Annotated in this window: 20 protein-coding genes, 1 tRNA gene and 1 pseudogene; 5 read left to right on the forward strand and 17 right to left on the reverse strand. The window is 60.2% G+C overall.

Going from position 1 to position 23,826, the window contains the following annotated elements; translation table 11 throughout:
• Positions 1-503: 503 nt before the first annotated feature.
• Both Thiowin_RS02265 and Thiowin_RS02270 read right to left on the reverse strand, forming a co-directional pair.
• On the reverse strand, positions 504-737 hold the full coding sequence (locus Thiowin_RS02265; protein WP_328986128.1) for a GNAT family N-acetyltransferase: 234 nt from the start codon (positions 735-737) through the stop codon (positions 504-506).
• Positions 738-813: 76 nt separating this feature from the next.
• A pseudogene (locus Thiowin_RS02270) lies at positions 814-876 on the reverse strand (hypothetical protein); the annotation flags it as partial.
• Between Thiowin_RS02270 and Thiowin_RS02275 the strand changes: the two are divergent.
• Positions 856-1,086 carry a hypothetical protein gene (locus Thiowin_RS02275; RefSeq protein WP_328986129.1) on the forward strand — a complete coding sequence of 77 codons (231 nt, stop codon included), beginning with the start codon at positions 856-858 and terminating at the stop codon, positions 1,084-1,086. The pseudogene Thiowin_RS02270 and the gene Thiowin_RS02275 sit on opposite strands and share 21 nt — an antisense overlap.
• Before the next feature lie 291 nt (positions 1,087-1,377).
• On the opposite strand, the gene Thiowin_RS02280 is transcribed toward Thiowin_RS02275, so the two are convergent.
• The 6 genes from Thiowin_RS02280 to Thiowin_RS02305 are packed head-to-tail and all read right to left on the reverse strand — an operon-like array spanning position 1,378 to position 9,453.
• Positions 1,378-2,217, reverse strand: coding sequence for a DUF3037 domain-containing protein (locus Thiowin_RS02280; RefSeq protein WP_328986130.1), 840 nt, complete (start codon positions 2,215-2,217; stop codon positions 1,378-1,380).
• Positions 2,214-2,948 carry a HipA family kinase gene (locus Thiowin_RS02285; RefSeq protein WP_328986131.1) on the reverse strand — a complete coding sequence of 245 codons (735 nt, stop codon included), beginning with the start codon at positions 2,946-2,948 and terminating at the stop codon, positions 2,214-2,216. Before Thiowin_RS02285 ends, Thiowin_RS02280 begins: the two co-directional genes overlap by 4 nt.
• The gene (locus tag Thiowin_RS02290) at positions 2,945-6,142 is read right to left on the reverse strand and encodes a DEAD/DEAH box helicase (RefSeq protein ID WP_328986132.1); all 3,198 of its coding nucleotides are present in this window, start codon (positions 6,140-6,142) and stop codon (positions 2,945-2,947) included. The genes Thiowin_RS02285 and Thiowin_RS02290 overlap by 4 nt, the downstream gene beginning before the upstream one ends.
• Complete coding sequence (locus tag Thiowin_RS02295; protein ID WP_328986133.1) at positions 6,139-6,480, reverse strand: HVO_A0114 family putative DNA-binding protein; 342 nt, start codon at positions 6,478-6,480, stop codon at positions 6,139-6,141. The genes Thiowin_RS02290 and Thiowin_RS02295 overlap by 4 nt, the downstream gene beginning before the upstream one ends.
• Positions 6,461-6,766, reverse strand: a complete 306-nt coding sequence (locus tag Thiowin_RS02300) for a toxin-antitoxin system TumE family protein (RefSeq protein WP_328986134.1) — start codon at positions 6,764-6,766, stop codon at positions 6,461-6,463. Before Thiowin_RS02300 ends, Thiowin_RS02295 begins: the two co-directional genes overlap by 20 nt.
• Positions 6,763-9,453: a site-specific DNA-methyltransferase gene (locus Thiowin_RS02305; protein ID WP_328986135.1), complete on the reverse strand. Its 2,691-nt coding sequence runs from the start codon at positions 9,451-9,453 to the stop codon at positions 6,763-6,765. The genes Thiowin_RS02300 and Thiowin_RS02305 overlap by 4 nt, the downstream gene beginning before the upstream one ends.
• Here Thiowin_RS02305 and Thiowin_RS02310 point away from each other — a divergent pair.
• Together Thiowin_RS02310 and Thiowin_RS02315 are read left to right on the forward strand one after the other, a co-directional pair.
• Positions 9,388-10,044 carry a hypothetical protein gene (locus tag Thiowin_RS02310; protein ID WP_328986136.1) on the forward strand — a complete coding sequence of 219 codons (657 nt, stop codon included), beginning with the start codon at positions 9,388-9,390 and terminating at the stop codon, positions 10,042-10,044. The genes Thiowin_RS02305 and Thiowin_RS02310 overlap by 66 nt on opposite strands.
• Positions 10,045-10,054: 10 nt before the next feature.
• The gene (locus tag Thiowin_RS02315; protein WP_328986137.1) at positions 10,055-10,972 is read left to right on the forward strand and encodes an ImmA/IrrE family metallo-endopeptidase; all 918 of its coding nucleotides are present in this window, start codon (positions 10,055-10,057) and stop codon (positions 10,970-10,972) included.
• A 21-nt stretch (positions 10,973-10,993) separates the two neighbouring features.
• On the opposite strand, the gene Thiowin_RS02320 is transcribed toward Thiowin_RS02315, so the two are convergent.
• The 9 genes from Thiowin_RS02320 to Thiowin_RS02360 form a co-directional block, all read right to left on the reverse strand.
• Positions 10,994-11,596, reverse strand: a complete 603-nt coding sequence (locus tag Thiowin_RS02320; RefSeq protein WP_328986138.1) for a hypothetical protein — start codon at positions 11,594-11,596, stop codon at positions 10,994-10,996.
• Positions 11,597-11,605: 9 nt separating this feature from the next.
• Complete coding sequence (locus Thiowin_RS02325) at positions 11,606-11,998, reverse strand: hypothetical protein (RefSeq protein ID WP_328986139.1); 393 nt, start codon at positions 11,996-11,998, stop codon at positions 11,606-11,608.
• Positions 11,995-12,678, reverse strand: a complete 684-nt coding sequence (locus tag Thiowin_RS02330) for a hypothetical protein (protein ID WP_328986140.1) — start codon at positions 12,676-12,678, stop codon at positions 11,995-11,997. Before Thiowin_RS02330 ends, Thiowin_RS02325 begins: the two co-directional genes overlap by 4 nt.
• A 472-nt stretch (positions 12,679-13,150) precedes the next feature.
• Positions 13,151-15,739, reverse strand: a complete 2,589-nt coding sequence (locus Thiowin_RS02335) for a hypothetical protein (RefSeq protein WP_328986141.1) — start codon at positions 15,737-15,739, stop codon at positions 13,151-13,153.
• A complete protein-coding gene (locus tag Thiowin_RS02340) occupies positions 15,736-16,470 on the reverse strand; it encodes a ParB N-terminal domain-containing protein (RefSeq protein WP_328986142.1) in 735 nt (244 codons plus the stop codon). Before Thiowin_RS02340 ends, Thiowin_RS02335 begins: the two co-directional genes overlap by 4 nt.
• A gap of 27 nt (positions 16,471-16,497) precedes the next feature.
• Positions 16,498-17,850, reverse strand: a complete 1,353-nt coding sequence (locus Thiowin_RS02345) for a hypothetical protein (RefSeq protein ID WP_328986143.1) — start codon at positions 17,848-17,850, stop codon at positions 16,498-16,500.
• Positions 17,851-18,188: 338 nt separating this feature from the next.
• A complete protein-coding gene (locus Thiowin_RS02350; RefSeq protein WP_328986144.1) occupies positions 18,189-18,341 on the reverse strand; it encodes a hypothetical protein in 153 nt (50 codons plus the stop codon).
• Positions 18,342-18,345: 4 nt separating this feature from the next.
• Entirely contained in the window at positions 18,346-19,449 is a 1,104-nt protein-coding gene (locus tag Thiowin_RS02355) for a tyrosine-type recombinase/integrase (protein ID WP_328986145.1), read from the reverse strand.
• Between the two features lie 469 nt (positions 19,450-19,918).
• A tRNA-Leu gene (locus tag Thiowin_RS02360) sits at positions 19,919-20,005 on the reverse strand.
• A 520-nt stretch (positions 20,006-20,525) separates the two neighbouring features.
• Here Thiowin_RS02360 and queA point away from each other — a divergent pair.
• Both queA and uvrD read left to right on the forward strand, forming a co-directional pair.
• A complete protein-coding gene (gene queA, locus Thiowin_RS02365) occupies positions 20,526-21,548 on the forward strand; it encodes a tRNA preQ1(34) S-adenosylmethionine ribosyltransferase-isomerase QueA (protein ID WP_328988186.1) in 1,023 nt (340 codons plus the stop codon).
• 29 nt (positions 21,549-21,577) lie between these two features.
• A complete protein-coding gene (uvrD, locus tag Thiowin_RS02370) occupies positions 21,578-23,737 on the forward strand; it encodes a DNA helicase II (protein WP_328986146.1) in 2,160 nt (719 codons plus the stop codon).
• The last annotated feature ends 89 nt before the right edge of the window (positions 23,738-23,826 follow it).

Here is a 23,826-nt window from a genome sequence, read left to right on the forward strand (position 1 = left end):
GGTGCTCGCTACAGGGGTCAGAGGGCAGGGCAACAGCGCCCTCTGCGCGATGCGGCCGGGAGCTGGAGCGCCAGCGAGGGCTTTGTCGTTGCCCGCGGAAATCATAGCACTGGGCTCGCGGGCCTTGCTCCGCCGTTGCATGTCGCCGCGGCATGAGCGTCGGCTGAGGGTCAACGAACCCCGCCTATCCCTGGCGGGGCCTGTGGCTGTTGGCTTACCCGAACAGCTCCGCGCCGAACAGCGTCTCAACCAGCGCGGTGTTGGTCAGCGCACCCTAAGACAACCTGATCTCAGGGAATTTACGCTGAGCCCAATTTCAGCACCAAACGCAGATTGGTGCGGGGAAAAACCGTCTCGGTTTCATTCAGCTCCTCACAGAGTTTCCTGATTAGTGAGCGTCCTCAGCACCCCGAAGCCACAGCTCTGATCGCGCTCCGATTGTGGCCGCAGCGACGAGCAGGCGGTTGTGAAGGGAAACTGTTGGAGCTGAGGGAGCTTGCTAATCAGGAGTCATTATGAGTATTGGGGAGCAGGGCCATGCCCAGGCTCGGTTGCAATTCGGTGATCAGGCGTTGATCCACGCCTTGTCGTTGCCAGGCAGGCAACACGACCAGCGAGCACAAACGCGCCCCCTCGGGCAGGCGCTCGGCAATGGCCAAGCCGATCAGGTTGCCGTCCAGCGCGGCGGATAGGCCTACGAGTTCGCCGCGGGGCGGTTGCCTGGCCCAATGGGGCAACAGCCCGGGGGCAAGCCAGGGTGCGCAAGAGCATGGCGGTCAGGCAGACGGCGTGGGTTTCGGGCTCCAACTCCTGACCATGGGGAATGTGTGCTGGCGGAACTTGGAAACGGCTGCCGTGATCGGCGACATGATTCATGGCGTCGGTGAGAAAGCCGCCCGTCCCACAGGCAGGATCGTAGAGCGTTCGGATCAGACCCGGTTGGGACTCGAACAGGGCGTCGTCTGGGTCCAGCAAGAGGGTGATGGTGTTGGTGAAGTCGAACTGCTCGAAAATGACGCGCGCGTTGTCCGAGAATCGGGCAATGTAGTCCTGAAGATATTGAGTGCGCCGCGCCTTGGATGCTAGCGGGCCTGAACAGCAAAAAAGGGGTTAAGCTGAAAACTTAACCCCTTGATCTTACAATGGTACCGGGAGCCGGACTCGAACCGGCACGGTGTTGCCACCGTCAGATTTTGAGTCTTGATGATACAACAAGTTACAACAATCTGCAGCAAAAAAACAGCAAGTTAGGGCTCATGTTTTGTTGCCGCTTGTTGCCAAAAGTCGCTGCAATTCGACTCGAAGTGCGCCATGAGTGCGCCACCGGTTTGTTGGTTTCCCGGTAGTTGCTAAATCACCACGGCGCCCAAGGAGAAATTAGGCGGAGGCAAAGTTGAGGATATGCTGGCGGTTCGCATATTCCGTCACGTCAACGCCGGTCTCTTCCAGGCGCCCCACAATATCGGCGAAGGCACGCTGACGGCGTTCGTCATTCTTCCCTGGACCGCTGACTGTGAACAGCACTTTCTCGGGGAGTCTGTCGCGCTGTTTCAGCTCGCTGACACGAAACAGCCAAGCGGCGCCATGCTCAATGATCTTGCTTGGCTGATTTTGGGCGAGATGCAGGGGCTTGATGGCCTTGACTGGCCGTTGACCGATTTGCTCGACGAAGGGAAAGGTCGCTTGATAGTCCTCGTCACCGAGGGCGATGCGTTGGAAGCGCTCGCCGAGTTGCGCCTTGTACAGCCATTTGCGCAGACCATTTTCGAGGATTGTTTCCTGATAGTGTCGTGTCACGAAACTGCGTTCGACATAAAACTCGAAAAGTTCCTTTAATTTCTCCTTGGGGTCGTCTGCCAGCACGATGCCGGGATCGCTGAAGCGCAGGATGCTTTCACGGGGACGAATCAGTTCGTTGAAAAGGTCTCGTGCCAGGTCGAGATCGACCGTGCTTCTGCGGCCGTCGAATCCGTTGGCTTTAAGGATTCCGTGAATTCTCCCTAGTTCCTCTCTCAGCGCCCGAATCGCTTCACGATAGAATTTGCCATCAATCTCGTCAAAAAAATCGGTTATGCGCTTGCAGCGGCGGTATTGGAGCTTGAAGTCGAAATACCGCGCTTTCGGCGCCATCATTAGAACGCCCGCGTTGGCGAATTCGCCTGTCTCCACAAAGGGTACGAATCGTATAATTACATAGTGGCAGGCAATCTTGTTCATGGTGCTGTCCAGAAATCGTCGCGCTCGTGTCTCTTGAGGAGTTGATAGGCCATATCCAGGTCGAAGTCCGCAGCGATGGTCATTTCGGGGTCAGCAAACAACCATGCCTCGGGGATTGCGGCGACGACCTCGGGCCAATCGGCCAGCACCGAGGCGAAGCGGGCATTGTAGTCATGGCGCTTGAGCATATCACCAAGGATGTTGGACCACTGAGCGGCAAAGACATGATGGCCTCTAACGCCACCGGCATCGAGGTCGGGGTCGAACGCTTGATTGTGGTCGATGACGATCAGTTCGCGTGATGCAGGATTCCAGAATAAGTTTGGATTGCCGCCCCGTTCAGTCAACAACCGGTCGCCGTTGTGAATCCACCAGTCGAAAACCAGCACATCTTGCTGAATCCCGTCGGGAACCTCGCGGACTGTCGAGATTGTCAGTTCCATGGCTTCCTGCCGAAGTGATCCAAAGGCCAACCCCGATCCCAATTCTGAAAGTGTCAACCCTCCGCCTGCCTCACTCAATTCTTCAGGGACATCCACAAGGTGGAAAGGCGCAATCGGCAAGCCGAAGGCCAACGCCAGTTTGCCGGCGATCCATTCGCAAATCTGGCTTCGCCGACCCGCGCCAATCCCTTTGACGAAGTAGATTTCACCATCATCGCCTCGGCAGATAAATGGCTGCGTCATTCCCTGCTCGGATCGCCGCAGCACTTCGACGATCTGTATCGTCACGAAATTCCTCGGCCACCCTGCCTTGCAACCTTGCACAGATGCCCAATCTCCCGATTCAGCAGATCAGCATCGCGGCACACATGAAAGTCCCAGCGTCCGAGCTTGCCCCAGTTGTTCACCGCCGCGACCCAACGCTTGGCCGCGCCATGCTTGGCCTTGGTCTTGTCGTCCTCGAAGCCTTTGACCTCCAACAAGAGCGTGAAATTCACGTCTTCCAGGTTGAGCCGCACCAGAAAGTCCGGCCCATAGTTGTGCGCAATCCCCATGTACTCATAGGGGATGACGAGTCCCAAGTTGTCGTTGCGCGCGTAGCAGCGCACGGTGTCTTGGCTGACGCACTGCTCCAGCCGGAAGGCGACGGTCGCTTCCCATTTTTCGGTATCGAGCACCACCTGATCGATGTGGCTGTACTGGGTGGCATGAACCGGCCGCGTGGTCTTGAAGTTGACATCAGCCGTGGTTCCCATCGGCTGGTAGCGATTCAACAGCGGCAGCAAGGGTGCTTCGCCCGCGCTGTCGTCTGGCACGATGGCGTCGCGGACGCGCTCGACGATGCGTTCCACATACTTTTGCAGCCCCAGCTCGCAGCGGCTCTGTCCTGACAGTCCTTTGAAATCGACTTTGCGGGCGGTATAGGCTTGAACAAAGCGATAGACCTGCGGGAAAAGCTGATGGCGCGACTTGAGCTGCAACACCCGTCGCTCGCGGTCATCCGCCCCACCGACGCCCTGCTCCAGATCGCGCACGATCATGCGCGCTATCTCAAACTGAATGGTTTGCAAGTGGGTCTGGGCATAATAGTCGTCGCGATTTTGTTCCTGAAAACCGAATTGGGCGCTCGATTTTGACGCCGGGCCGACCTGATAACCGACCGCCGCGCGCACGAAGGTGGCCGTCGGCTCCTGATTGGGTTCAATCTGTAGCCCCTCCATGGCGTCGATGTCACAGCGAATCTGATTCTTGATCAAAGCGAAGGCATAGCCCTCGACGACCGGAAAACGCATCTCCCAAGCCGCACGGGTCGGATCGGCCTTGACATGGTTTTTTGTCTCATCCTCCGGCGGTGGTCCGCCGCCGGTCTCGCGTCCTTTGTAGGGGATGACTGAGAACGGAATCCCATAGACATCGACATATTCCTCGGTCAGCAGTCCGGTCTCGGGATCTGGGGTATAGTCCATCCGTCGCAGACCACGCCCCACGACCTGTTCGCACAGCAGTTGGCTACCGAAGGCGCGCAATCCGAGAATCTGAGTGACATTGTTGGCGTCCCAGCCCTCGGTGAGCATCGACACTGAAACCACACAGCGCACATGCTCGCCGGGTTCGCCCACCTTCCCCACGGTCGCGACCACGCGCCGCAAGGCTTCCGCCGCATCGCTGCGGCGCTTGGCGGGGTCTTCGGACTCGGCTTCCGCCAAGAGCTTGGAGTCGATCCGAATCGTATGCTTGACCTCGGCGGTGTTGGAGAAGAATTCCGGGTAGATTTCTCCTTTGCCATAAACCGTGATCGACTTCGGCTTGGCTTTCTTGCGCCGTTTGCGCGGGCTTGCCTGAGAACCGTCCGCTTGGCTGTCGCCGGCCGCGACCGCCTCGACATCGGCCTGGGTGACTTGCTCGACCTGCTCCTCGCCGCTGATCTTGCGATAGAACACCTCGGCGATGTCGGTGTTATCGCAGACCAGAATCAGCACGGGTGGCGCCTGCTCCTGTCCTGGCGTCGCCGCCTGCATCTGGCGAAACCGCTCCACCCACTGACCCGCCATCTGCACCAGCGCGCCCTGCGCCTCGCGATAAACCACCTCGGGCTTGGGTTTCTTTGCGCGCCCAGGGAGAAATTCGGCCGGCTGCAAGCGCCCGCGTAGCCCCTCCCAGAGCCGGAAGTAATAGGGGTCTGGTCGCCCTGTGGTGTCCTGCACCGGCAGGCGCGGGATTTTCACCAGACCGCTTTCGATGGCATCGACCAGACCAAAATCACTCACGATCCAGGGAAAGGGTCGGCCCTCCGGGTGCCCGCTGCCTTGGAGATAAAAGGGCGTGGCTGACAGATCCACGCACCAGGCGATCCCTCGCTCGCCGTGCCCCAAGGCATTATTGAGCTTGTCCAGTCCTTCAACCCACACCGTCGCCTCGCGGATCATGTCGCCTAATTGCGAGGGCAACTCATTGGCCAGTGACAGGGTTTGTTGATCCGGACGCCAGCAATGGTGCCCCTCGTCATTCAGCACCAAAATCGGCATTCGGTCGGTCAGATCCTTCAGAATGCGCTCGGCGAAAACCTCCCGGGTCTCCGGTCCCTTATCGACCACCGCCCAAGTCTTGTCACCCTCCTTGTGCGCGGATTCGGGCGCGAAGCCATGCCAATTCATGACCATCACCTTGCCAGTTTGCAGCAAGGGACGGTACTTCATCGGCACCAGATCGAAGACAGTGTAGTAATTGCCCTCAATGTCGGGGCGCAATACTTGCAAGCGCTCCTTGACAGTCAGATTGGGGCAACAGACCAGCACTGCGTTGGGATACTCGCGGCTGGCACGATGCGTGCCGCGATTGCAGAAGGCCCAGGCGATCAACATGGCCATGACGACGGTTTTGCCGGAACCAGTCGCCATCTTGCACGCCAGTCGCGTCAATGGCCGCAGATCCGGATTGGCGGGCTGATCGCACAGGGTGGGATGGAAATCTGCCGTGCCCGCGTCGAAGGTCGGCTTCTCCCCGGCCAGCAGGCGGCGAATGTCCTCATCCGAAACCGAGAAGTTGCGAAATCCGGTGCGCGAGGAACGGCGCGGCAGGCGCAGTTCGACCAGATAAATCAGGGTTTCGACCGCTTCACGCTGGCAGAAAAACAGTCGCCGGGGTGCATCCGCGCGTGCCCAATGGGCGAGCAGCGCACGGGTGACGTTCGAGGCGCCCCGGTAGTCGGCCTCGCGCCAGCGGCGCACATCATCGCGCAGCCGGTTGACCAATGGCAGATCGTCATGTTGCTCGTCACCGAACATGTCGCCCTGAGTGATCGCCGAGCCGGCGCGGTCGGTCTTGTACCAATAGCCAGCCGGGCGCCGCGCCAGCGTCTTGAGAGCCGCACCGGTGGTTCGCTCATACTCCCAATGGGCGTCAGGCTCCAGATACGGATTGCAGATCACCGGCCTGTCAACCGGCTGGAGTGGAATCTCGGCTTGGGACATGGATGCGGTCATGCCGCCTTTGCGACCAATTCCAGACGCACCTCATCGTAGGGCAGATGCAATTGGCCCTCGGCGGTTCTGTCGATGAGACCGCAGTTCACCAACGCCCGCGCATCGGCCTGGACGGTATCGGCATCGCTGTGCAGACGGCGGGCTAGCTCGCGCGGCTCCAGCGGGCCGGCACCGGTCAACGCCCTGACGATGGCCCAGCGAGGCGGAGTCAGGGTCGATAGCAATGTCCCCTCGTCCGGGAAGGTATAGGCGCAGCCTTGCGGTTCTCCGCGAAAAGCCGATTGCATGCTGGCCTTGACCGCGTCGAACCCGGCAACATCAATTCTCAGCGTCGTCATTTCGGTTTCCCTCAAAGGAGCGAACGTCGGTCCAAAAATCGTCGATCAGTTGGTCAAGATCGATAAAAGCATAGGGGAATTCCCGTTCGCCAAGATGTTTGTGATCCCCCTTGTTCGCCTCGTTGTCGAAGCGCAGGACGCAGGTTCCATTGACGACCAGCGCCAAGCGGTACTTGAAGCGATGCGTGCTTCCGGGAAGCGGCTGGGGAAGTCGCCAGATCGCGACATCGACAAAGCGCTCGGGATCAAGATAGAAGCGCCTTTTTTGAATCAGCGTTGCTGTCATGGCAGCAATCCATGCACCTGCATCACCTCATTCCCGCGCGGGTCGATCACCTTGACCGCCACGTGCTGATGCTTTCCGGGTGGGAACGGCAAGGATTTCGTGCCAGATAGGGCCGCGAAGCGCTCGCCATCAACCAGGGTTTTCAGCGCGCGCGCCAGCTTGTCCCAAGCCGTGCGGTCGGGAAAGAAGGCTTGAGTGATACAAAAGGTGCGCCCGTCATAGTCGCCATCCAGGAACCAGGCCGCGACCTTGTCGCCCCGGCTGGGGGTGATTTCGTTGGTGACGGGGTTGTAGATGTCCACACCCTCCATGACGACACGGTATTGGCCCTGGTCGTCCGGGCCGTCCAGGCGGGTGCGGGGTTGACCGAAGACCGAGAACAGTTGCGCGCCGGGCTGTTCTTTCAGCAACCCATCCATGGCCGGATTCACGTCCGGGCGAATATGAGCCATGTGAATGCGCAGGCGCGGATGTCCTTCCTCAATGGCCGCCTGGGCTGGGCCGTCGAAGGAGAAAGCAGCGATAACCAGATCGTCATAGACCCGCCCGGCCGGGCGGATGACCTCCTCGACCATCTTGGCGGAGACCGATCCGTATTGCGGGCCGAACACCACGCCGACGGTGGCCGCGCCATCCGGATCGGGGTCGGTCTGTCCGGCGGGCGTCCAGCGACCCTCGGCATGAAGCGGGTTGCCTTGCCCCGCCAGCGACTCCAGCCGCGAGAAGCGCTGTTCGCGGTTGTCAGGGAAGCGCACGCCATCCAGGCGCAGTAGGTGCAGCATCCGATCCAGATAGGCCGCCGCGTTGCTGGTCGCGACTTCGCCTTGCGCGGTGGTGGCGGTGGAGTCGCCGAAGGTATCCGGCAACGCATCAGGCTCGCCAGCGAATAGACCGGCCGGACTGGTGGTGGAATCATCCGCCAACGACACCTCGGGCGGCTGGACTGCTTCGACCGTGAAGGGGCCGGAGACCCGCACCACGCCGCGCCGGATCTGGGGCTGATCGACCAGTTCCTCGGAGGTCGCATTGGCGGCGATGCAGGCGTTGACCGCATCCATCTTGGCGCGCCAAGCGGCGCGATAGGCGGTGATCGCCTCGCTCAGTGCGTGTGGATAGTCAGGGTCGGTGTCGAAGGGGACTTCCCAGTGATACCAACCGGGGAACTGGGCATTGACGGTGAGCGTGACCTTGGGGTCTCGGTTGGCGGGCGGCAGCAGCCAGCGGCGTCGATCCGCGTCGGTGATGGCGCGCTTGCCCTCTTTCTTTTGCTTGAATGCCAGCTTGGCCTGGAGCGCGGCGCGGGTCTCGGCTGAGACGCCGGCTAGGGCCGCGTTGCAGTCGGCGAGCCGGGCGTCCAGGATGGGTTCGTGCTGGGCAAAGATCGGGTCGAGATGGGTGTTCTGGGCGATGCTTTTGAGCGTGATGTGGGGGACGGTTTTGTAGATGAAGCCGGGGTGCGGGTCGGTGCCCAAGGGTTCGGGCGAGGCCGTCTCGCGGTCGTCGCTCTCCCTGCCCTTGACTTCATAGAAATCGAACTTCGCGGTCAGCAGACGTTGCCGCGCGATGGCGACAGCGACGCGGCTGGTGTCGATGGTGATCCAGCGCCGGCCCCATTGTTCGGCGACATGGGCGGTCGTACCGGAGCCGCAGGTGGGATCGAGGATAAGATCGCCTGGTTTGGTAGTCATCAGAAGGCAGCGCTCGATAACTTTCGCGGCCGTTTGAACCACATAAGCCTTATCTTCGGTAAAGCTGCCGGTTTGAGTGTCATCCCAAAGTTGAGTTACTGGGATGCAAGGAAAATCAGTCAAGAAACGAACGTACTGTAGAGAATTTCGGGCGACATGTAGACGCCCGGCCATTCCGAGTCGCTTCAGGCCAACACCTTCCTTGTCAGTTTTCCATGCCTGCGCATAAAGTTTTCCTTGGAAGGAAAATTTCGTGATCGGATTGCCTTGGCTTGTAATGTTGTCCGGTTTGTAACGCTTTGCATCAGACGGTAGCTTCACTTCGCTTCTCTTTTCGGCAGCACTCATTCCGCGACGAGGGGCTGACGGCGAATCTAACCAGGAATATGTGCCAGCGCCTCCGCCAACAGATTCTTTATCGCTAAATAACTGATAATAATCTGCTTTATATCTGTCTTTTGCATACCAAATTAGAAAGTCAACATTGCTTGCAAGAAAAGCAGTGGTCACGCCGCTGGTCTTTGAGAAAGGAATTATATTCAAGTAATTGATGCTACCGAACACCTCGTTCATTATCTGACGTACAGAGTGAAGATTTTCATCCGAAATTTGCACAAAAATGCTTCCAGATTCAGAAAGCAGATCGTGAGCAATCAATAATCGTTGATAAAGATATGCCAAGTAAGAATGTACGCCCAAATGCCATGTATCGCGGTAAGCTCGAACCATTTCTGGTTCGCGAATCATGTTATCTTCCTTGTCTTTTACGTCTCGATTGCCTACCTCCGGCTGAAAATTCGACCCAAACTTGATCCCATACGGCGGATCGATATAGATCATCTGCACCTTGCCAGCCAGATCCTCGCGATGGGCGAGCGATGCCATCACCTGGAGCGAATCGCCCAGGATCAGCCGGTTGGTCCAGTCGATGTCGTGCTGATAGAACTGCACCGCCTCGCGGTAATCCTGCTGCGGGTCGGCAAACAGATCGCGGGTCACATCCTGCCGCGCGGCGACCTTAATGATCGCCTGAGCCGAAATGCGCTCGTGCATGTGCAGCGCAACCGGATCGACCGTGAAGCCCTTGGCCTCGCGCTTTCCAGCCCATTCCAGCCAGGGTTCGTGGTGGCGCAATGCGTCCGCCAGGAGACCCGCCTCCGCCTTGGTCAGCGCGCGCTGACGGGCGATATCCAACAACTCGGGCAGTCGATCCGCGCCGCCCGTCGCGTCGAACCGCAAGCGCGGATCGCGCCTTGGGCTGTAGGCATACTGAATCGGATCGAGCTTGGGTACCCGGCCATCCGCCGCGATCTTGGCGGGCGGTGTATTCTTGCGCTTGTCCGAATAACGGTAGTCCTCGACATCAAAACCAGGCAGATCAAACCTCCCCTCGCCAGCACCCTTGGGGTCATCGCTGATTTCCGGATCATTTTTGCCCCGCCGCGCCATGCTGTCTTCCTCTCGAAGTCAATGTCGATGGATACTCATTGGGAACCGGATTGTACCGGGTCTGGGGGATCGGAGGACAAGCGGCTGACGCCATCGCGGGCAGGCCCCAAGATCCGGGATACCCTCAAATCGCCAGCATGAGGACATGGCCATGGCAGATTCGCCGGAAACTGTTGAAGTCCCCGAGCAGGAAATTGCCCAGTCGCTGCTCGGTGAGCTACTGGAGAAGAGCCGCTCCTACCACAAATCGGATGCTTTCAAGGAACTGTTGGATTTTGCGGTCAAGCTGCGCAATTTCGCGCCATTCAATGCGTTCTTGCTCCATCTGCAACGGCCCGGACTGCGCTTTGCCGCCTCGGCCTATGACTGGGCTGAACGCCACGGGCGCAGCATCAAGGAAGGCGCCTGCCCGCTGATCATTCTCTGGCCGTTCGGCCCCGTCGCGCTGGTCTATGACATCGCCGACACCGAAGGCCCGCCCTTGCCGGCAGCCGTGGCCAATGCCTTTTCCGCCAGCGGCAAGATCGACAGCCAGCACATGACGCGCTTCGCCAAACGCCTCGGCAACCGGGGCATCGATGTCCGCTTCATCGCTTATGGCGACGGGCTAGCCGGTTTCGTGCAGCCCGCTACCGAGCAGCCGATGCAGGCGGTCCGCCGATCCAAATCCGATAAGGAAAAACCAGACTATCGGGTGAGGGTCAACGCAAACCATGATCCAAACGTGCAGTTCGCCACACTCGCCCATGAACTCGCGCACCTCTATCTTGGACATCTCGGCGCCGACACCTACCTGAAGATTCCGGATCGAAGTCAGGCCAAGCACAACCAGCAAGAGCTTGAAGCCGAAGCGGTCTCCTACTTGGTATGCCGCCGCAACGGCATCAGCTCGCAGTCCGAGCAGTATCTTGCCGACTATGTGCGCGAGCACACGTCAGTCGAGAAGATGGATTTGGACGCCATCCTCCGCAGCGCTGGACAGATTGAGGCTCTGCTTGGTATCGGAGAACAGACTCGGTTTGGGCCGAGGAAACCCGGGAAGAAGCGACCAAAAAGCGCCAAAACCTGAGCTTTTGGAACCTGAGGGGTTTCAAGCGCGCACCATGGCTCGACAATACTGCCGATGCAAGGAATCGACCATCGCCCCCATGGCCGCGTTGGCCAGATGGTCGTGCTGGACCACCATCCGTTCGTATCGCTTCCAGGTCATGCCTTTCGGCTTGCCTGTTTGCGCGTTGGCGATTCCTGGGGGCCAACCAAGCCGCTGCCGGATCGACTCCGCGCGCCGGAGCAGGCGATCCGAGTCGCTTTCGCGCTGGCATTGGTAGTTCAGACGCAGACAGTGCCGACAGGCGAACCGACCATGCCGACCGAGATAGATCAGCGCCACGCGCCGCCCGCAGTCTGGGCAGGCAAACCAGGGCCGCGAACCGCCATAGGTGCAGGGCGTTCGCTCCAACCAGACCGGATAGGAATAATTGACCGGCTCGCCGCCATGCGGGTGATGGGAATAGTTCAGCGTCAGCCGGTCTTGTTCGGTGGCGATCCCGACCGATGCCAGGACGCGCCCATCGCGCGACCACTGCCAGCCATAGGACAAGCCAGGATCGAGCATCCCGCGCCGGTGCAGGTCGCGCACGTCCAGCGACCGATAGGTTGCGGTGATGTCATAGCCTTTGCCGGGTGCAGCCATGCGAAATCATCAGCCTGTTTGAGCAATCTTGTGCGCTAATTCCTCCGCCACCAGCGCCTTGACGCCATCCTCGAAATCGTCATCTTGATGCAATGAGGGGTAGCGCACGCGGTTTAGGTGCGGTTGCGCCAGCTTATCGACCAGGGCATCGCCGCCGCTCAACTGATTAACGACCACGGTCAAAGGTGTCGGGGCCTTGGTCTCGGGCTTGCCCATGAGATATTGCGCCAACCAGGCGCGGGCCTGGGGGTCGCCATCCTTGGCCGCTTGCAGGGTGTTGGTCACCACGTCGCGCCAATCGTCCAGGGTGACGCTATCGAGCAGCGCAGACAGATAATCCTGTTCGGTGCGCCGGTGGGTGGCGGTGCCCTTGATCAGATCGGGTGTCTTGCGCTTGCTCATGATGCCGCCTCCGCTTTGGCCAGGGCTTTGCGCCATTGTTCGTCAATCTGGCGCTTGATGTTGTCCATCCTGGGTGCGCGTCCGAGTTGATCGAGGATCGCTTGGCGAATCTCGCGAGTATCGGCGCCAGCGTCGAACATCTCGACCGCCATGCGTTTGATCTCGACCGGATAACCGAGCTTTTTTTTCGCAACAGTTGCGGCATTATTCGCCGAATCGTTCGGCTTATTTTCCGCAACTGTTTCGATAACTTGCTCGGCTTGAACTTCGCCATTTTCCGCAACCGTTGCGGTTTTATCCGTTGAATCAGTGGCATTATTATCTGCAACTGTTACGGGAATTGGTTCAGCCTGGGCTTCGCTGTTTTCCGCAACCGTTGCGGTATGTTCAGGCTCGATCCCGCAAAAACTCACGGCCACCTTGTGGCGGGTGCGCTCGTTTGCGCGACGAAACAGCTCGGCAACCGGGTCGGTCATTTGCCAAGGTGACCCATCGCGCATGGCGACGCGACAGCACTCCAGCAGACCGGCAATCGAGACTCCCGACAGATCGGGCTCAGAGCTCGCGTTCAGGGCCTCCAGCGCGCGCAACCGGCTTGTCGCCATCCGCTGGGCCGCGCTCTTGGCCTTGCCGCTGGGTGGGCGTCCGCGTTTTTTTGTTGTCTTGTTGGCTTCGCTCATTTTCCGAAACTGTTACAGTAAATCGAGACTCGATTGTTGTAACGGTTTCGGGAATTGTCAAGCGTTATTTGTGACTGTTACAGTAAAGCAAGTGACTGGTAGTCAGTGGCGACCATTCCCGCAAAGTCAGTAACCGCATGGATTCTTATTTCCTGAAAGCGGGAAAAACTGCTCGGGGGTAACGCTGGGGGTAACGTTTTGCGGGTGTTGGGAAAAATACAACAATCGCGTGACGGTTGCGGGAATGGTAACGGTGATTGCCGGTCTTGCTGCTGTTGCTGGCGTATCCCTCAATAGGGTTTTTAGGGATTTTAGGGATTTTAGGGTTTCTTGACCCCAGAGAAAAAATGACCGCAACAAGGGGATTTCACGATTTCGCCAAGTTGGTGATAGAGAGAAATCCGCTCCTTGCCCCAGAATTTTCCCTGAGGGTAAAAAACCCTATTTTCCCTAAAAACCCTATCTTCACCACTCAACCATCATCAGTGCCAGTGGCCGCGATAGATGAATCCGCGACCTCCGCGACGCGGTATTGATGGGCGACCTTTGTGTTTCCGGGCCGCTGTTTTTTCACCAGCCGCAACCCGCCCGCGATCCGCCCCTCAAAATGGCGCAGATACCAGCCGAGCGCCTTGCGGTTGATCCGCCCGCGCCCATCGTTGGCGATGTCCAGCAGGGCTTCGCGGAGCGCATCGCGCTTGTCGGTGCGAACCGTGCTGAAATCGTTGGCGGGTTCCGCCGCTTGAATCAACTCCGCCGCTGTGATCCACTGGCCGCCGTTCAGGTCGAACCAGGTCGATAACAACAGCTCCAGCTTATCGGCCTCAGGATCGGCCTCGCGCAAGCGGGCCTGGGAGTCGGTTGGATCGGGATAGCCGAGCCAGCGAATCGGCGCCGCGACCGCCATGCTCCAAGGCTCGAAGCGCCCCAGCAGCCGCTCCCCGATCCTTGGCCGTCCGGCTTGCTGGTAGCCTTTCAGGATGGTGAACAGCGCCGTCAGCAGCTCGCCGCACCGCTGGGTGACGGTGCCGACCAGATTCGGCTCCTTGAAGGTGCGCAGCTCGGGCCGCTCCACGCCAGCGTCGAGTTGAATCAGCAGACTTCGCCGGGTCATGTCGCCGCGCACACTGAGATTGTTGCCGGTGGCCGCCAGGGCGAGCCGCGCCGGGAGGGATACCGTTTCGCTCCGCCCCAAGATCCGATCCGACCATTCGCCAGTGGTGAGGAGCGCATTCATCGCCTCGCCGCCGATGGGCCTTGTCCAGTTATCGAGATTGATGCTCGAAACCCCTTGCAGCAACAAGGCGGTGATGCGTTTCCTTGTCTCCTCCTCCGCGCTGGTGCCTTGGATCGCTGGCATCAGCGCCGCATCGCGCCCGCGCACCAGCAGATTCGCCGCCTCGATCAATAAGCCTTTGCCGGTGCCTGGGGTGGTGGCGGAGACACAGAACAGCGGGGCCGTTTGGAGTTGGGGCCGCAAGGCCAGGGTGAACAGATAGCCGAGCAGAACCGCATGATCCAAGCGGCTTTCGATGAAGGGAAACTCCAGGAAAGGCGACAACAGTACCGCCGCCGCCCGCTGGGCATCGTCGAGGGTGACGCGATCCGGGAGTTGCAGCGCCGGAAAGCGCCCCTCGACATAGAGCCGAGTCGCCGGGTCATAACCGGCTTGGGCGTGCAGGGTGCCATCCGTGCGCAGAATCGGCGCCTCACTGATCCCGAGCAGGCTTGGAATCTTGCCCCACTGCCCGACCGCCTCCAGCATGGCCGCCGTGACCTTGGCGCAAGGATCGACCTCATACCATTCGCCAACATCGTTCTTGCGCTCCCACTTGGCCGCCGTGCCCAACTCGACCATCAAACCAGGGCGTTGCAGGGTGACGATAATGGCCGTGCCCCTGGGGATGGTGCAGCCTTGAATCTCGCCGGTCTCTTGCAGATGCGCCACGCGGCAGAGCGTTTGCCCGCGCTGATAGACCGCTGGCGGAAGGCTTGCCGCCAGGGCCTTCGCCGCCGCCTTGATGTTGCGCGGCAGCGCGCCGCCGGTGATGCGAATCACGGGCCTGGGATCGAGGATCGCGCGCCAGGCGTTGAGCGCCGCCGCTTGGTCGCCATCGTGCTCGAACAGGCGAAACAGGTCGAACGCATCGTTGCTCGGGGACTGACTCAGCGGATCATGCTCGCCGTGATGACTGGCCACCAGCCAGCGCCCATCGCGGGCCTTGTAGAGCGCCACGCCAGGTGCGTTTGATGTCGATCCAGGCGCCAGCAACCGATAGACCGGCTCCCCATTGAGCGTGCCACGCTGGCCGTGTGACTGATACCCCTTGCGCACCAGCACCGCCAGCATGGCGTTGGGGTTGCCATGCTTGGCGTTGTACTGGCCGAACAGACCGCCGCCCGCGCCGCGCGGTGGGCTGGCCAGCGCCGCCGCCTCCAGCGCTTGCGGTGTCACTGGGTCTTGCGCCGCCTTCCAGGCGATGCAGGCGCCCACGTCGAACACCTCCTCGGTGTCATGGACATAGACCAGAGTTTCCGCCTCCGCGTTGGCCTTGCGCGGAAAATACCAAGCCTGACTCCAGGCGTGATTCTCCTTCACGTCCGCCAACCAGATGCCATCCGCGTGCAGCCGATCTAATGTCCATTCGATGCAGGCGGAAAGAGTTTTGCCATCCGGGATCGCCGCCGGGATCAGCGCCCGAAACTTGTTGCCCTTGCCGGGTTGACCGTGACTCCAGCTCGAATAGATCAGATGCGGAATGTCCAGCGCCTTCAGGGCTTCATGCACCAGCATCGGATGCGGAGCGCCTTCGCTGATCTCGCCGCTGTCAGGATCAACCGTCTTGTCGCCGTCGAGGATCAACAGCGCCGCCTCGGTGATATGGGCATCGGCTCGCGAGGGATACCCCTCGGCAAAGGGGCCGCGCACGAAATAGCTCCCATCCTTGCGCCCAATGCGCGGAGTGCGCTGAAAGGTCGCCGCCAGCTCCGCGAAATCGACCGCCCACGGCTCCAAGGCGGTGTTGGACGCGGGGCCTTTGGAGCGTGACAGTTGCATCATGGCGCCACCTCCGCCAACCAGGATTGCAGCGCCGCAGCGACGGGGGCGCGACCATTGAGCATCGCTTGGCCGTCAAGTCGCCGCAGTAACCCGCGTTGCCAGTCGCTCAGATGATCGCGCTGGGGATCAGCCGCGCCGGCGTCCGACTTGGCGCTAGTCGGTGCGATGTCTGCAACGATGCGTTCAGTTTTGGCAGTGTTCCGTTTCTGAACGGTGGCATTGACCAGTCCGACCGAGATACCCAATTGGTTCGCGACCTCCCGTTGCGACAAGCCGGTGCTCACAAGATTGAGAATGGTCTCGCGCTGGCGCTCCTTGGCTTGGTTCCGGGCGGTGGCGGTTAGGTCGCGCGCGTGCCGCTCAGAACAGCACAACAGCTCGGCAACCACGCGGGCATCATCGGGCGCGCAAAACTGCATGGCGACAGCGGTTTGATAGGCTTTCAAAAGATCAGCCGCGCCGCGTCTTGCTCCATGGCGGGCATTTGCGCTTAGTGAGTGGCGGATGGCGTCGCGCTTGTCGCCTTGGCGCACCTCCACAGTGACACAATCCAGACCGGCCTTGGTAGCCGCTGCATGGCGGTGAAAACCATCGGCTAGCCAGCAAACGCCATCCTGATCGCGATAGACCGTTAGTGGGGAGGTGCTTTGCCAGTTCGCTATCGTCTCGGCATAGTCGCCAACCAGATTGGCGTCGATCTCGATCCGCTGTTGAATGGCGGGATCGACCACGATTAGCCGTGAGTTCCAGTGTCTCGTTCATGCCGCCTCCTTGCGATAGTGCCGCAGTTGATCCATGTAGCCGCGCAACGATGAAAACATCCAGGCGCTTTCGTCCGGTGGCTCCAAGTCGGACTCAATGCGCTCGGGCAGTTCAGCGGTGAAGGTCTCGCGCCGGCGGTCGAGTTCGACTTCGATGTCATCCAGCGTCGCGCGGGCGGGGCCAATGGCATCGTTCAGGCGGTTCGCCAGATCGGCCAGTTCATCGGCGAATTGGTCATAGACTCCGCCGATGTCCGACTCGATCTCTTCAACCAGGTCGCTCAGGTCGTCAATGTGCGCATTCCATTCTCGGGAGATGGTATTTCGCACCTCGGCGCGCTGGCGTTCCATGCGGGTTTCTAGCCGATCATCCCAATAGGGCGCGAGCGCTTCATTCACCAGGCGTCCAAGTTCGCCGGGGTAGATCGCCTCCAATGCGTCCAATTCAACCGCTCCAGCACCATAGCGAGCCTCAAACTTATGGCGCCGGTTGTCCGACTCCTTGATGGGGATTCTCGGCAACTGATAGTCCGTGACTTGCTCAGCCGTAAGGGCAATCGGGGTCAGGGTGATGTCGGTGTCCAGACCATACTGGCGAATCCAGTATTCGGTCTGGCGGGCAACGGCAATGGGCATCTTGTCGCCGGCCGGATCGAAGTCGCTGATATAGAACACACGCGCCGGTTTGCCGGTAGCTTGGGCGCGGCCGATCAGATTGACCGCAGCCGTGATGCTTTGGAAACCAGCCGCCGTGACCAGGTTCGCGCGGTAACGCTGGCAGAGTGGCGCCAGAACATCGTTCATGGTGGTTTTCTCTGTCCAGACTTCCAGCAGATAGGGTTGATCGCCATCGTCATAGGCATAGCCTTTGACTTCGATGCCGGGAAGGATCAGCCTTGGCTCTTCAAGTTCGGAGTCGATGGTGTAAAACCAGAGGTCGGGCGCGCTGATGGTGAACGCGAGCGGTTCCGCTTCATAGTCGCCGCGCAAGATCAGCGGGTCAGGGTTGCGTCGATCCACAAAGTCTTGGACGTCCACCAGCCCCAAGGTTCGCGCCGCAACAACCGATTCACAGAACCATTTCCAGTCCTTGTCGGTGTTGCGGTAGGGCTCGCCATTGGGCTTGATGGGCGGTTCGGCTTGCGAGACAAGCTGATAGTGAATGCGCCGCAGATGAACGTTCGCGCCGATGCCTAGCGCCGCGCGCAGGTCAGCGAACCATTCCGCGTCGCGCTTTTGTGCGGGTTGTCCGCAGTAAAATGGATCGCGCCGGTTGCTCATAGCCAGCAGGTCAGTCACGCGACAGCCGGCCTCTGTGGCGGTGGTGCGAATGATCTCGTAGCCGTTCATGGGCGCACCCCTGCCGTTTGGCTATTCGTGCGCTCAACACAGCGGAAAAACTCCGCTTCATCCACCAAGACGCGCGCGCCAACTTTTTTGAAAGCGGTGGCGAATCCGTTGCGCTCGCAATGAAAGCGTAGGTGGCGCATCCCTCCAGTCGGTGGCCAAGGATGGTGCTCGTTCCATGCGGTGATGGGGATTAGGCGAGTCGATTTGTCGCTTAATGCTGTCATTTTTCACACCACTTAATCCGTGCTCGCCGCCCGTTGCGGCTTGCGGTGGTGTGAATTTAGAAATGAGCCATGGGTCAAGCCGAAGTACCCAACCCATGACCCACTGACCCAATGCTATAGGTGCTTGCGGATCACTTCCGTTGAGTCTGGAAGGGACAGGCTGTCTTTCACCAGTTTGGCTAATGTTATCTCCAAAGTCCGGAAAAACCAGATGAACTGGATCGAGCGCAGTTGCTCGCGCACGCGGGCTGTTTCGAGCGTTGTCACTGGATTAGTCCTCCGCAAGATAACGCGCGTTCATTCTCTCTACTACGCTGGCTGTGTGCGCTTCGCTTAGATGCGCGTAGCGTTTCACCATGGCGAGGGTCTTGTGCCCGAGTACCTCAGCGATTTCGGCGAGACTCGCGCCATTCATCGCAAGGTAGGAAGCGGTCGTATGACGTAGGTCGTGAAAATGAAAATCCTGAATTTCGGCGCGCTTTAGTGCCGCATCCCATGCCGCGCGAAAGTCCATGGGCTGCACAGGTTTTGGTGGGCGCGCCTGCCCTGGAAAAACTAGGTCGGTGTCCAGTCGCTTGATCTTGGCATGATCTTTGAGCAGGGCGAGTGCTTGGCCGGTCAGGGGGACCACGCGAATTTCGCCGTTCTTTGTTTCTCGTAGAGTGATTCTGGCGTTTTTGAAATCCACATCCGGCCAGCGCAGACCGGTGAGTTCGCTTTTTCGCATTCCAGTCGATAGCGCCAATAAGACGGCCAAGTACAACCATGGGTTGCGGGAACCCCGGCAAGCGCCCAACAATGATTCGCGCTCGTCGTCAGATAGGAAACGGACGCGCCCATCGGGTTCTGCGGGGCGCTCCACCTTTCGCATTGGGGAGTCGTCGATCCATCCCCATTCGCGGACTGCGACACCAAAGGCATGGGAAAGGGGTGCCATGTAACGGACGACGGTCGAGGGTGACATGGGCGTTCCGTCTCGCTTGACCGTGCGGGACAGCTTATCTCGAGCCTCGACGATCTTGGCGGGAGTCACGTCCGCGAGGATGTAGGCGCCCAACTCGTCACGCCACCACTGAAGCTGAGACGTGATGATGGAGATGCTGCGCGAGCTGCGAGGGCGCTTCGATTTGCGAGGAGGGCGCGGCAAGACATCTCGGATGTAGCGATCAATCAGATCCGCAAGCGTGTGTCGCCGAGACTTGATCGTTTTGAAATGGCGTCCTTCGCGAATCGCGGCTTCGTTTTGCTGAGCCCACTTTTTGGCGTCGGTCTTTCTGGTGAAAGTGGCGCTCTGTCTCGGATGCCCTTTGAGTCGGACTTCGACACGATAGGTTCTCGCGCCGGTGCCGTCTGTGCGTTCGGTGATAGTGGCCATGGGTCAAGACTCCATGGCGGAGCGGTTAAGGGCGATATACTTGTAGTTAGCCATTGCCGGACCTCCTTGCAGGTCGGGTGGGTGGTCAGGGCCTCGGGTCGGGTACCAGCCGACTCGGGGCCTGTTTGTCTGTAACGAAAGTCTACGACAAATGGCGAAAAATACCAGCGTCAGATATGATATCTGACGTAGAATTTTTTCAAAATATTGAATAATAAGGTTTTATTGTTTATCTCACGGTGTTGTGGCGCACTTGTGGCGCATTTATTCGTGAAAATAGGGTTCCGACGAGGATGATTGGCATTGCTTGGACAGTTGTCTCGGGGGGGCGATGGGGTCGCGGAATCCGGGTGGATCGGACGCGCTTTTGTCGTGGATCGTTGCGGGCAAGTGCGCCGTGAGTGCGCCGCAGAACATCAAGACAAAGAAAAAGGGATTAGGCTTTTGGCCTAACCCCTTGATCTTACAATGGTACCGGGAGCCGGACTCGAACCGGCACGGTGTTGCCACCGTCAGATTTTGAGTCTGATGCGTCTACCAGTTTCGCCACCCCGGCAGGGACTTTTTGCTGTTGGCAACTGTGCGGCTGGCGCCCCAAAGGTAAGGATGGGTGCTCAACGCTGAAGGCCAAGCATAGCGCAGGCGGGGGCGCTCGACAATGGGGCCTGCATTTTTCAGCAATTCCAAATTTCGTTTTCCAGCCTTTGGTGATTGGCCTGGTTATTAGTAGACGCGCCATTTTGGCGCGTCATGAAGCGGCTGGATGAGCCGCTTCTACACCGGATGAAACACCCAAATTTGGAATTGCTGTGCATTTTTCGCATCTTTATTCCTGGTCCTTGGTCTGGGTATCATGATTCACTTGGCTGTGGGTGTGAGGGGACTTTGGCTTGAGTTTCGCGCCAAAAGGCGAAGGTGAGACATCATTAGGAATCACGATGACAAGAACGGGGGGTTTGATTGCCGACACCGGTCACTTGGCCGCCAGTGATTCGCAAGAACACGGGCTGCGCGACCTTGTCGTTGACCGGGAGCAAGTTCAAGGCGGCGGCCAGTCGGGCAAACCGGAGAGCGTCCTGACCCGCCGGGATTTTCACTACGCATTGCCGCCCGAGCTCATTGCCCAGCGGCCGTTGCCAGAGCGCGGCGCTAGCCGGATGTTGGCGCTTGACGGTCAGACTGGGGCCATCCGGGACATGCGGTTCCGTGACATCGGCAGTCTGCTGCGACCGGGTGACCTGCTGGTGTTCAATAATACCCGAGTGATACCGGCGCGACTCTTCGGCCATAAAGACACCGGTGGCCGGGTTGAGTTGCTGATCGAACGCCTGACCGGCAAGCGCGAGGCCCTGGCGCATGTGCGTGCGAGCAAATCGCCGCGCATCGGCAGCCGTATTCGCTTGCAAGGCACGGAGGTGCTCGAAGTGCGGGGGCGTCAGGGCAATCTCTATGTACTTGCGGCCCTGGATCACGAGCTCACAACCCTGCTCGCGCGCCATGGTCATGTCCCCCTGCCGCCCTACATTGAGCGCGCCGACGATGCCACCGACGCCGAGCGCTATCAAACGGTCTTCGCTCGCCATGCCGGCGCCGTGGCCGCGCCAACGGCCGGGCTACATTTTGATACCGCGCTGCTTGACCAGCTCAAGACCAGGGGCATTGCCTGCGCTGAGCTGACCCTGCATGTGGGCGCTGGCACCTTCCAGCCGGTGCGGGTGGAGCATCTCGATGCGCATCAGATGCACGCCGAATGGCTGGAGGTCAGCACCGAGCTGGTCACGGCGGTTGCCGCGGCCAAGGCCCGTGGCGGGCGGGTGATTGCAGTGGGCACCACCAGCGTGCGCAGCCTGGAGACCGCGGCCGCGGGTGGCGAGCTCAAGGCGTTCCGCGGCGACAGCCGGCTGTTCATCCGCCCCGGTTATCGCTTCCGCGTGGTCGATGCCATGCTGACCAACTTTCATCTGCCAGAATCCACCTTGCTGATGCTGGTGTCCGCCTTTGCTGGCTATGATCACATCATGACTGCATACCGTCACGCGGTGGCGGAGCGCTATCGGTTTTTCAGCTACGGGGATGCAATGTTCCTGACCCCTCAATAAGCCATCGCCTTCTGCGCTAGAATGCCCACATGGATGTTTCACGAATTCTCGATCCCCTAAACCCCGCCCAACGCGAGGCGGTGTCCGCCAGTGGCGGCAATGTGCTGGTCCTGGCCGGCGCCGGCTCGGGCAAGACCCGGGTGCTGGTGCATCGCATCGCCTGGCTGCTGCGGGTGGAGGGTCTGCAGCCCTGGGCGGTGCTAGCGGTCACCTTCACCAACAAGGCTGCGCGGGAGATGCGCTCGCGTATCGAGGAGATGCTCGAGCAACCGGTCGGCGGCATGTGGGTTGGCACCTTCCATGGTCTGGCGCATCGGTTCCTGCGCGCGCACTGGCAGGACGCCAAGCTACCGCAGCAGTTCCAGATTCTCGACTCGGACGATCAGTTCCGGCTCATCAAACGCATCCTCAAAACGCTCGAGCTGGACGAGGCACGCTGGCCGCCCCGCCAGATTCAGGGCTACATCAACAAGCACAAGGACGAGGGGCGCCGCGCTGGTCATCTCGACGATGGCGGGGATTTTTACGAACAGCAGCTCATCCGCGTCTATCGCGACTATGAAGACGCCTGCGCGCGCGGCGGTCTGCTCGATTTTGCCGATTTGCTGCTGCGCACCCATGAGCTGCTGCGCGAGCGACCGGACATCCTGCACCATTATCGCACGCGTTTTGGCGCGCTCCTGGTCGATGAGTTCCAGGACACCAATGCCATTCAATACGCCTGGCTGCGACTGCTGAGCGGCGACAAGGACAACTTGTTTCTGGTCGGCGACGATGATCAGTCCATCTATGGCTGGCGTGGCGCGCGGGTGGAAAATATCCAGAGCTTTCAGCGCGATTATCCCAACACCCAGGTGGTGCGCCTGGAGCAAAACTATCGCTCCAGCGGCAATATTCTGGCCGCCGCCAACGCGCTCATCGCCAATAATCCCACTCGTCTGGGCAAGGAACTCTGGACCGAGGACAGCGCCGGCGAGCCGGTGCGTCTGTATTCGGCCTTCAATGAAATCGACGAGGCGCGCTTTGTCGCCGAGCGCGTGCGCCGTGGTTGTGCCGAGGAGGGCATGCGCCGCTCGGAATGCGCCATCCTTTATCGCACCACGGCCCAGTCGCGCTTGTTTGAAGAAGCCCTGATGCAGCTCGGCCTGCCGTTTCGCGTCTATGGCGGGCAGAAATTCTTCGAGCGCGCCGAGATCAAGGATGCGCTCGCCTATCTGCGCCTGCTGGCCAACCCCGATGACGATGCCGCCTGCGAGCGGGTGCTGAACGTGCCGGCGCGCGGCATTGGGACCCGCACGGTCGAGATATTGCGCGATCATGCGCGCGCGGCGCGCTGCTCCCTGTGGCGGGCGGCGGGCGACGCCCTGGGCAGCCAGTTGCTGCCGGCGCGCGCGACTGGGGCGCTGCGGCAGTTCATCGACTTGATCCGCGCCATGCAGCAGGCGAACCAAGACCAGTCGCTGGCGGATTTAACCTTGCAGACCATCGATGCCAGCGGCCTGCCAGCCCACTACGAAAAAGCCAAGGACGGGCGCGGGATCGACCGGCTTGAAAACCTGGAGCAGCTGGTCGAGGCGGCGCGTCGTTTCGAGGGCGAGCTCGAGGACGATAACGCCGATCCGCTCGGCAGCTTTCTGGCGCACGCCGCGCTCGAGGCCGGCGAGGGCCAGGCCGACGGCCATGAGGACGCGGTGCAGTTGATGACCCTGCACAGCGCCAAGGGGTTGGAGTTTCCCCTGGTCTTCGTCACGGGCGTGGAGGAGGGGCTGTTCCCGCACAGCATGTCGGCGGATGATCCCGACCGGCTCGAGGAAGAACGCCGCCTGTGCTATGTCGGCATGACCCGCGCCATGCAGCAGCTGTATCTTACCCATGCCGAAAGCCGCCGCCTGCATGGGCGCGAGGAGTATCCCATGCCCTCGCGCTTCCTGCGCGAGGTGCCGGTGGCGCTGATCGAAGAGGTGCGCGCCCATGGCGGTCAGCGGCGCCCGGGGCCGGTGCTCGGTGGCGCGCCAACGGCGGGCGGCTTTCACCTCGGGGAGCAGGTGGTGCATCCCAAGTTCGGCACCGGCGTCGTACTCAATAGCGAGGGCGCTGGCGCCAGCGCGCGTATTCAGGTTAATTTCGAGGCCGTGGGGCAAAAATGGTTGGTGCTGGCTTACGCTCGTCTTGAGCGTGCCGCAGGATGATCCGGTTCAAGCCAGCCGAAAACGCCAATCAACCATTCTCGATCAACTCTCTGTCGTTCGTCGCCGATCAATGCGCGCGACCGACCAGA

The sequence above is a fragment of the Thiorhodovibrio winogradskyi genome, assembly GCF_036208045.1.
In the GTDB taxonomy this organism is placed as follows: domain Bacteria; phylum Pseudomonadota; class Gammaproteobacteria; order Chromatiales; family Chromatiaceae; genus Thiorhodovibrio; species Thiorhodovibrio winogradskyi.

What these genes read in the sequence shown, in the direction of transcription:
- Thiowin_RS02280 (WP_328986130.1), bottom strand. Translation starts at nt 2,217, where the DNA reads ATGAACAAGATTGCCTGCCACTATGTAATTATACGATTCGTACCCTTT.
- Thiowin_RS02290 (WP_328986132.1), bottom strand. Translation starts at nt 6,142, where the DNA reads ATGACCGCATCCATGTCCCAAGCCGAGATTCCACTCCAGCCGGTTGAC.
- Thiowin_RS02295 (WP_328986133.1), bottom strand. Translation starts at nt 6,480, where the DNA reads ATGACGACGCTGAGAATTGATGTTGCCGGGTTCGACGCGGTCAAGGCC.
- Thiowin_RS02300 (WP_328986134.1), bottom strand. Translation starts at nt 6,766, where the DNA reads ATGACAGCAACGCTGATTCAAAAAAGGCGCTTCTATCTTGATCCCGAG.
- Thiowin_RS02315 (WP_328986137.1), top strand. Translation starts at nt 10,055, where the DNA reads ATGGCAGATTCGCCGGAAACTGTTGAAGTCCCCGAGCAGGAAATTGCC.
- Thiowin_RS02320 (WP_328986138.1), bottom strand. Translation starts at nt 11,596, where the DNA reads ATGGCTGCACCCGGCAAAGGCTATGACATCACCGCAACCTATCGGTCG.
- Thiowin_RS02325 (WP_328986139.1), bottom strand. Translation starts at nt 11,998, where the DNA reads ATGAGCAAGCGCAAGACACCCGATCTGATCAAGGGCACCGCCACCCAC.
- Thiowin_RS02330 (WP_328986140.1), bottom strand. Translation starts at nt 12,678, where the DNA reads ATGAGCGAAGCCAACAAGACAACAAAAAAACGCGGACGCCCACCCAGC.
- Thiowin_RS02335 (WP_328986141.1), bottom strand. Translation starts at nt 15,739, where the DNA reads ATGATGCAACTGTCACGCTCCAAAGGCCCCGCGTCCAACACCGCCTTG.
- Thiowin_RS02345 (WP_328986143.1), bottom strand. Translation starts at nt 17,850, where the DNA reads ATGAACGGCTACGAGATCATTCGCACCACCGCCACAGAGGCCGGCTGT.
- Thiowin_RS02355 (WP_328986145.1), bottom strand. Translation starts at nt 19,449, where the DNA reads ATGGCCACTATCACCGAACGCACAGACGGCACCGGCGCGAGAACCTAT.
- uvrD (WP_328986146.1), top strand. Translation starts at nt 21,578, where the DNA reads ATGGATGTTTCACGAATTCTCGATCCCCTAAACCCCGCCCAACGCGAG.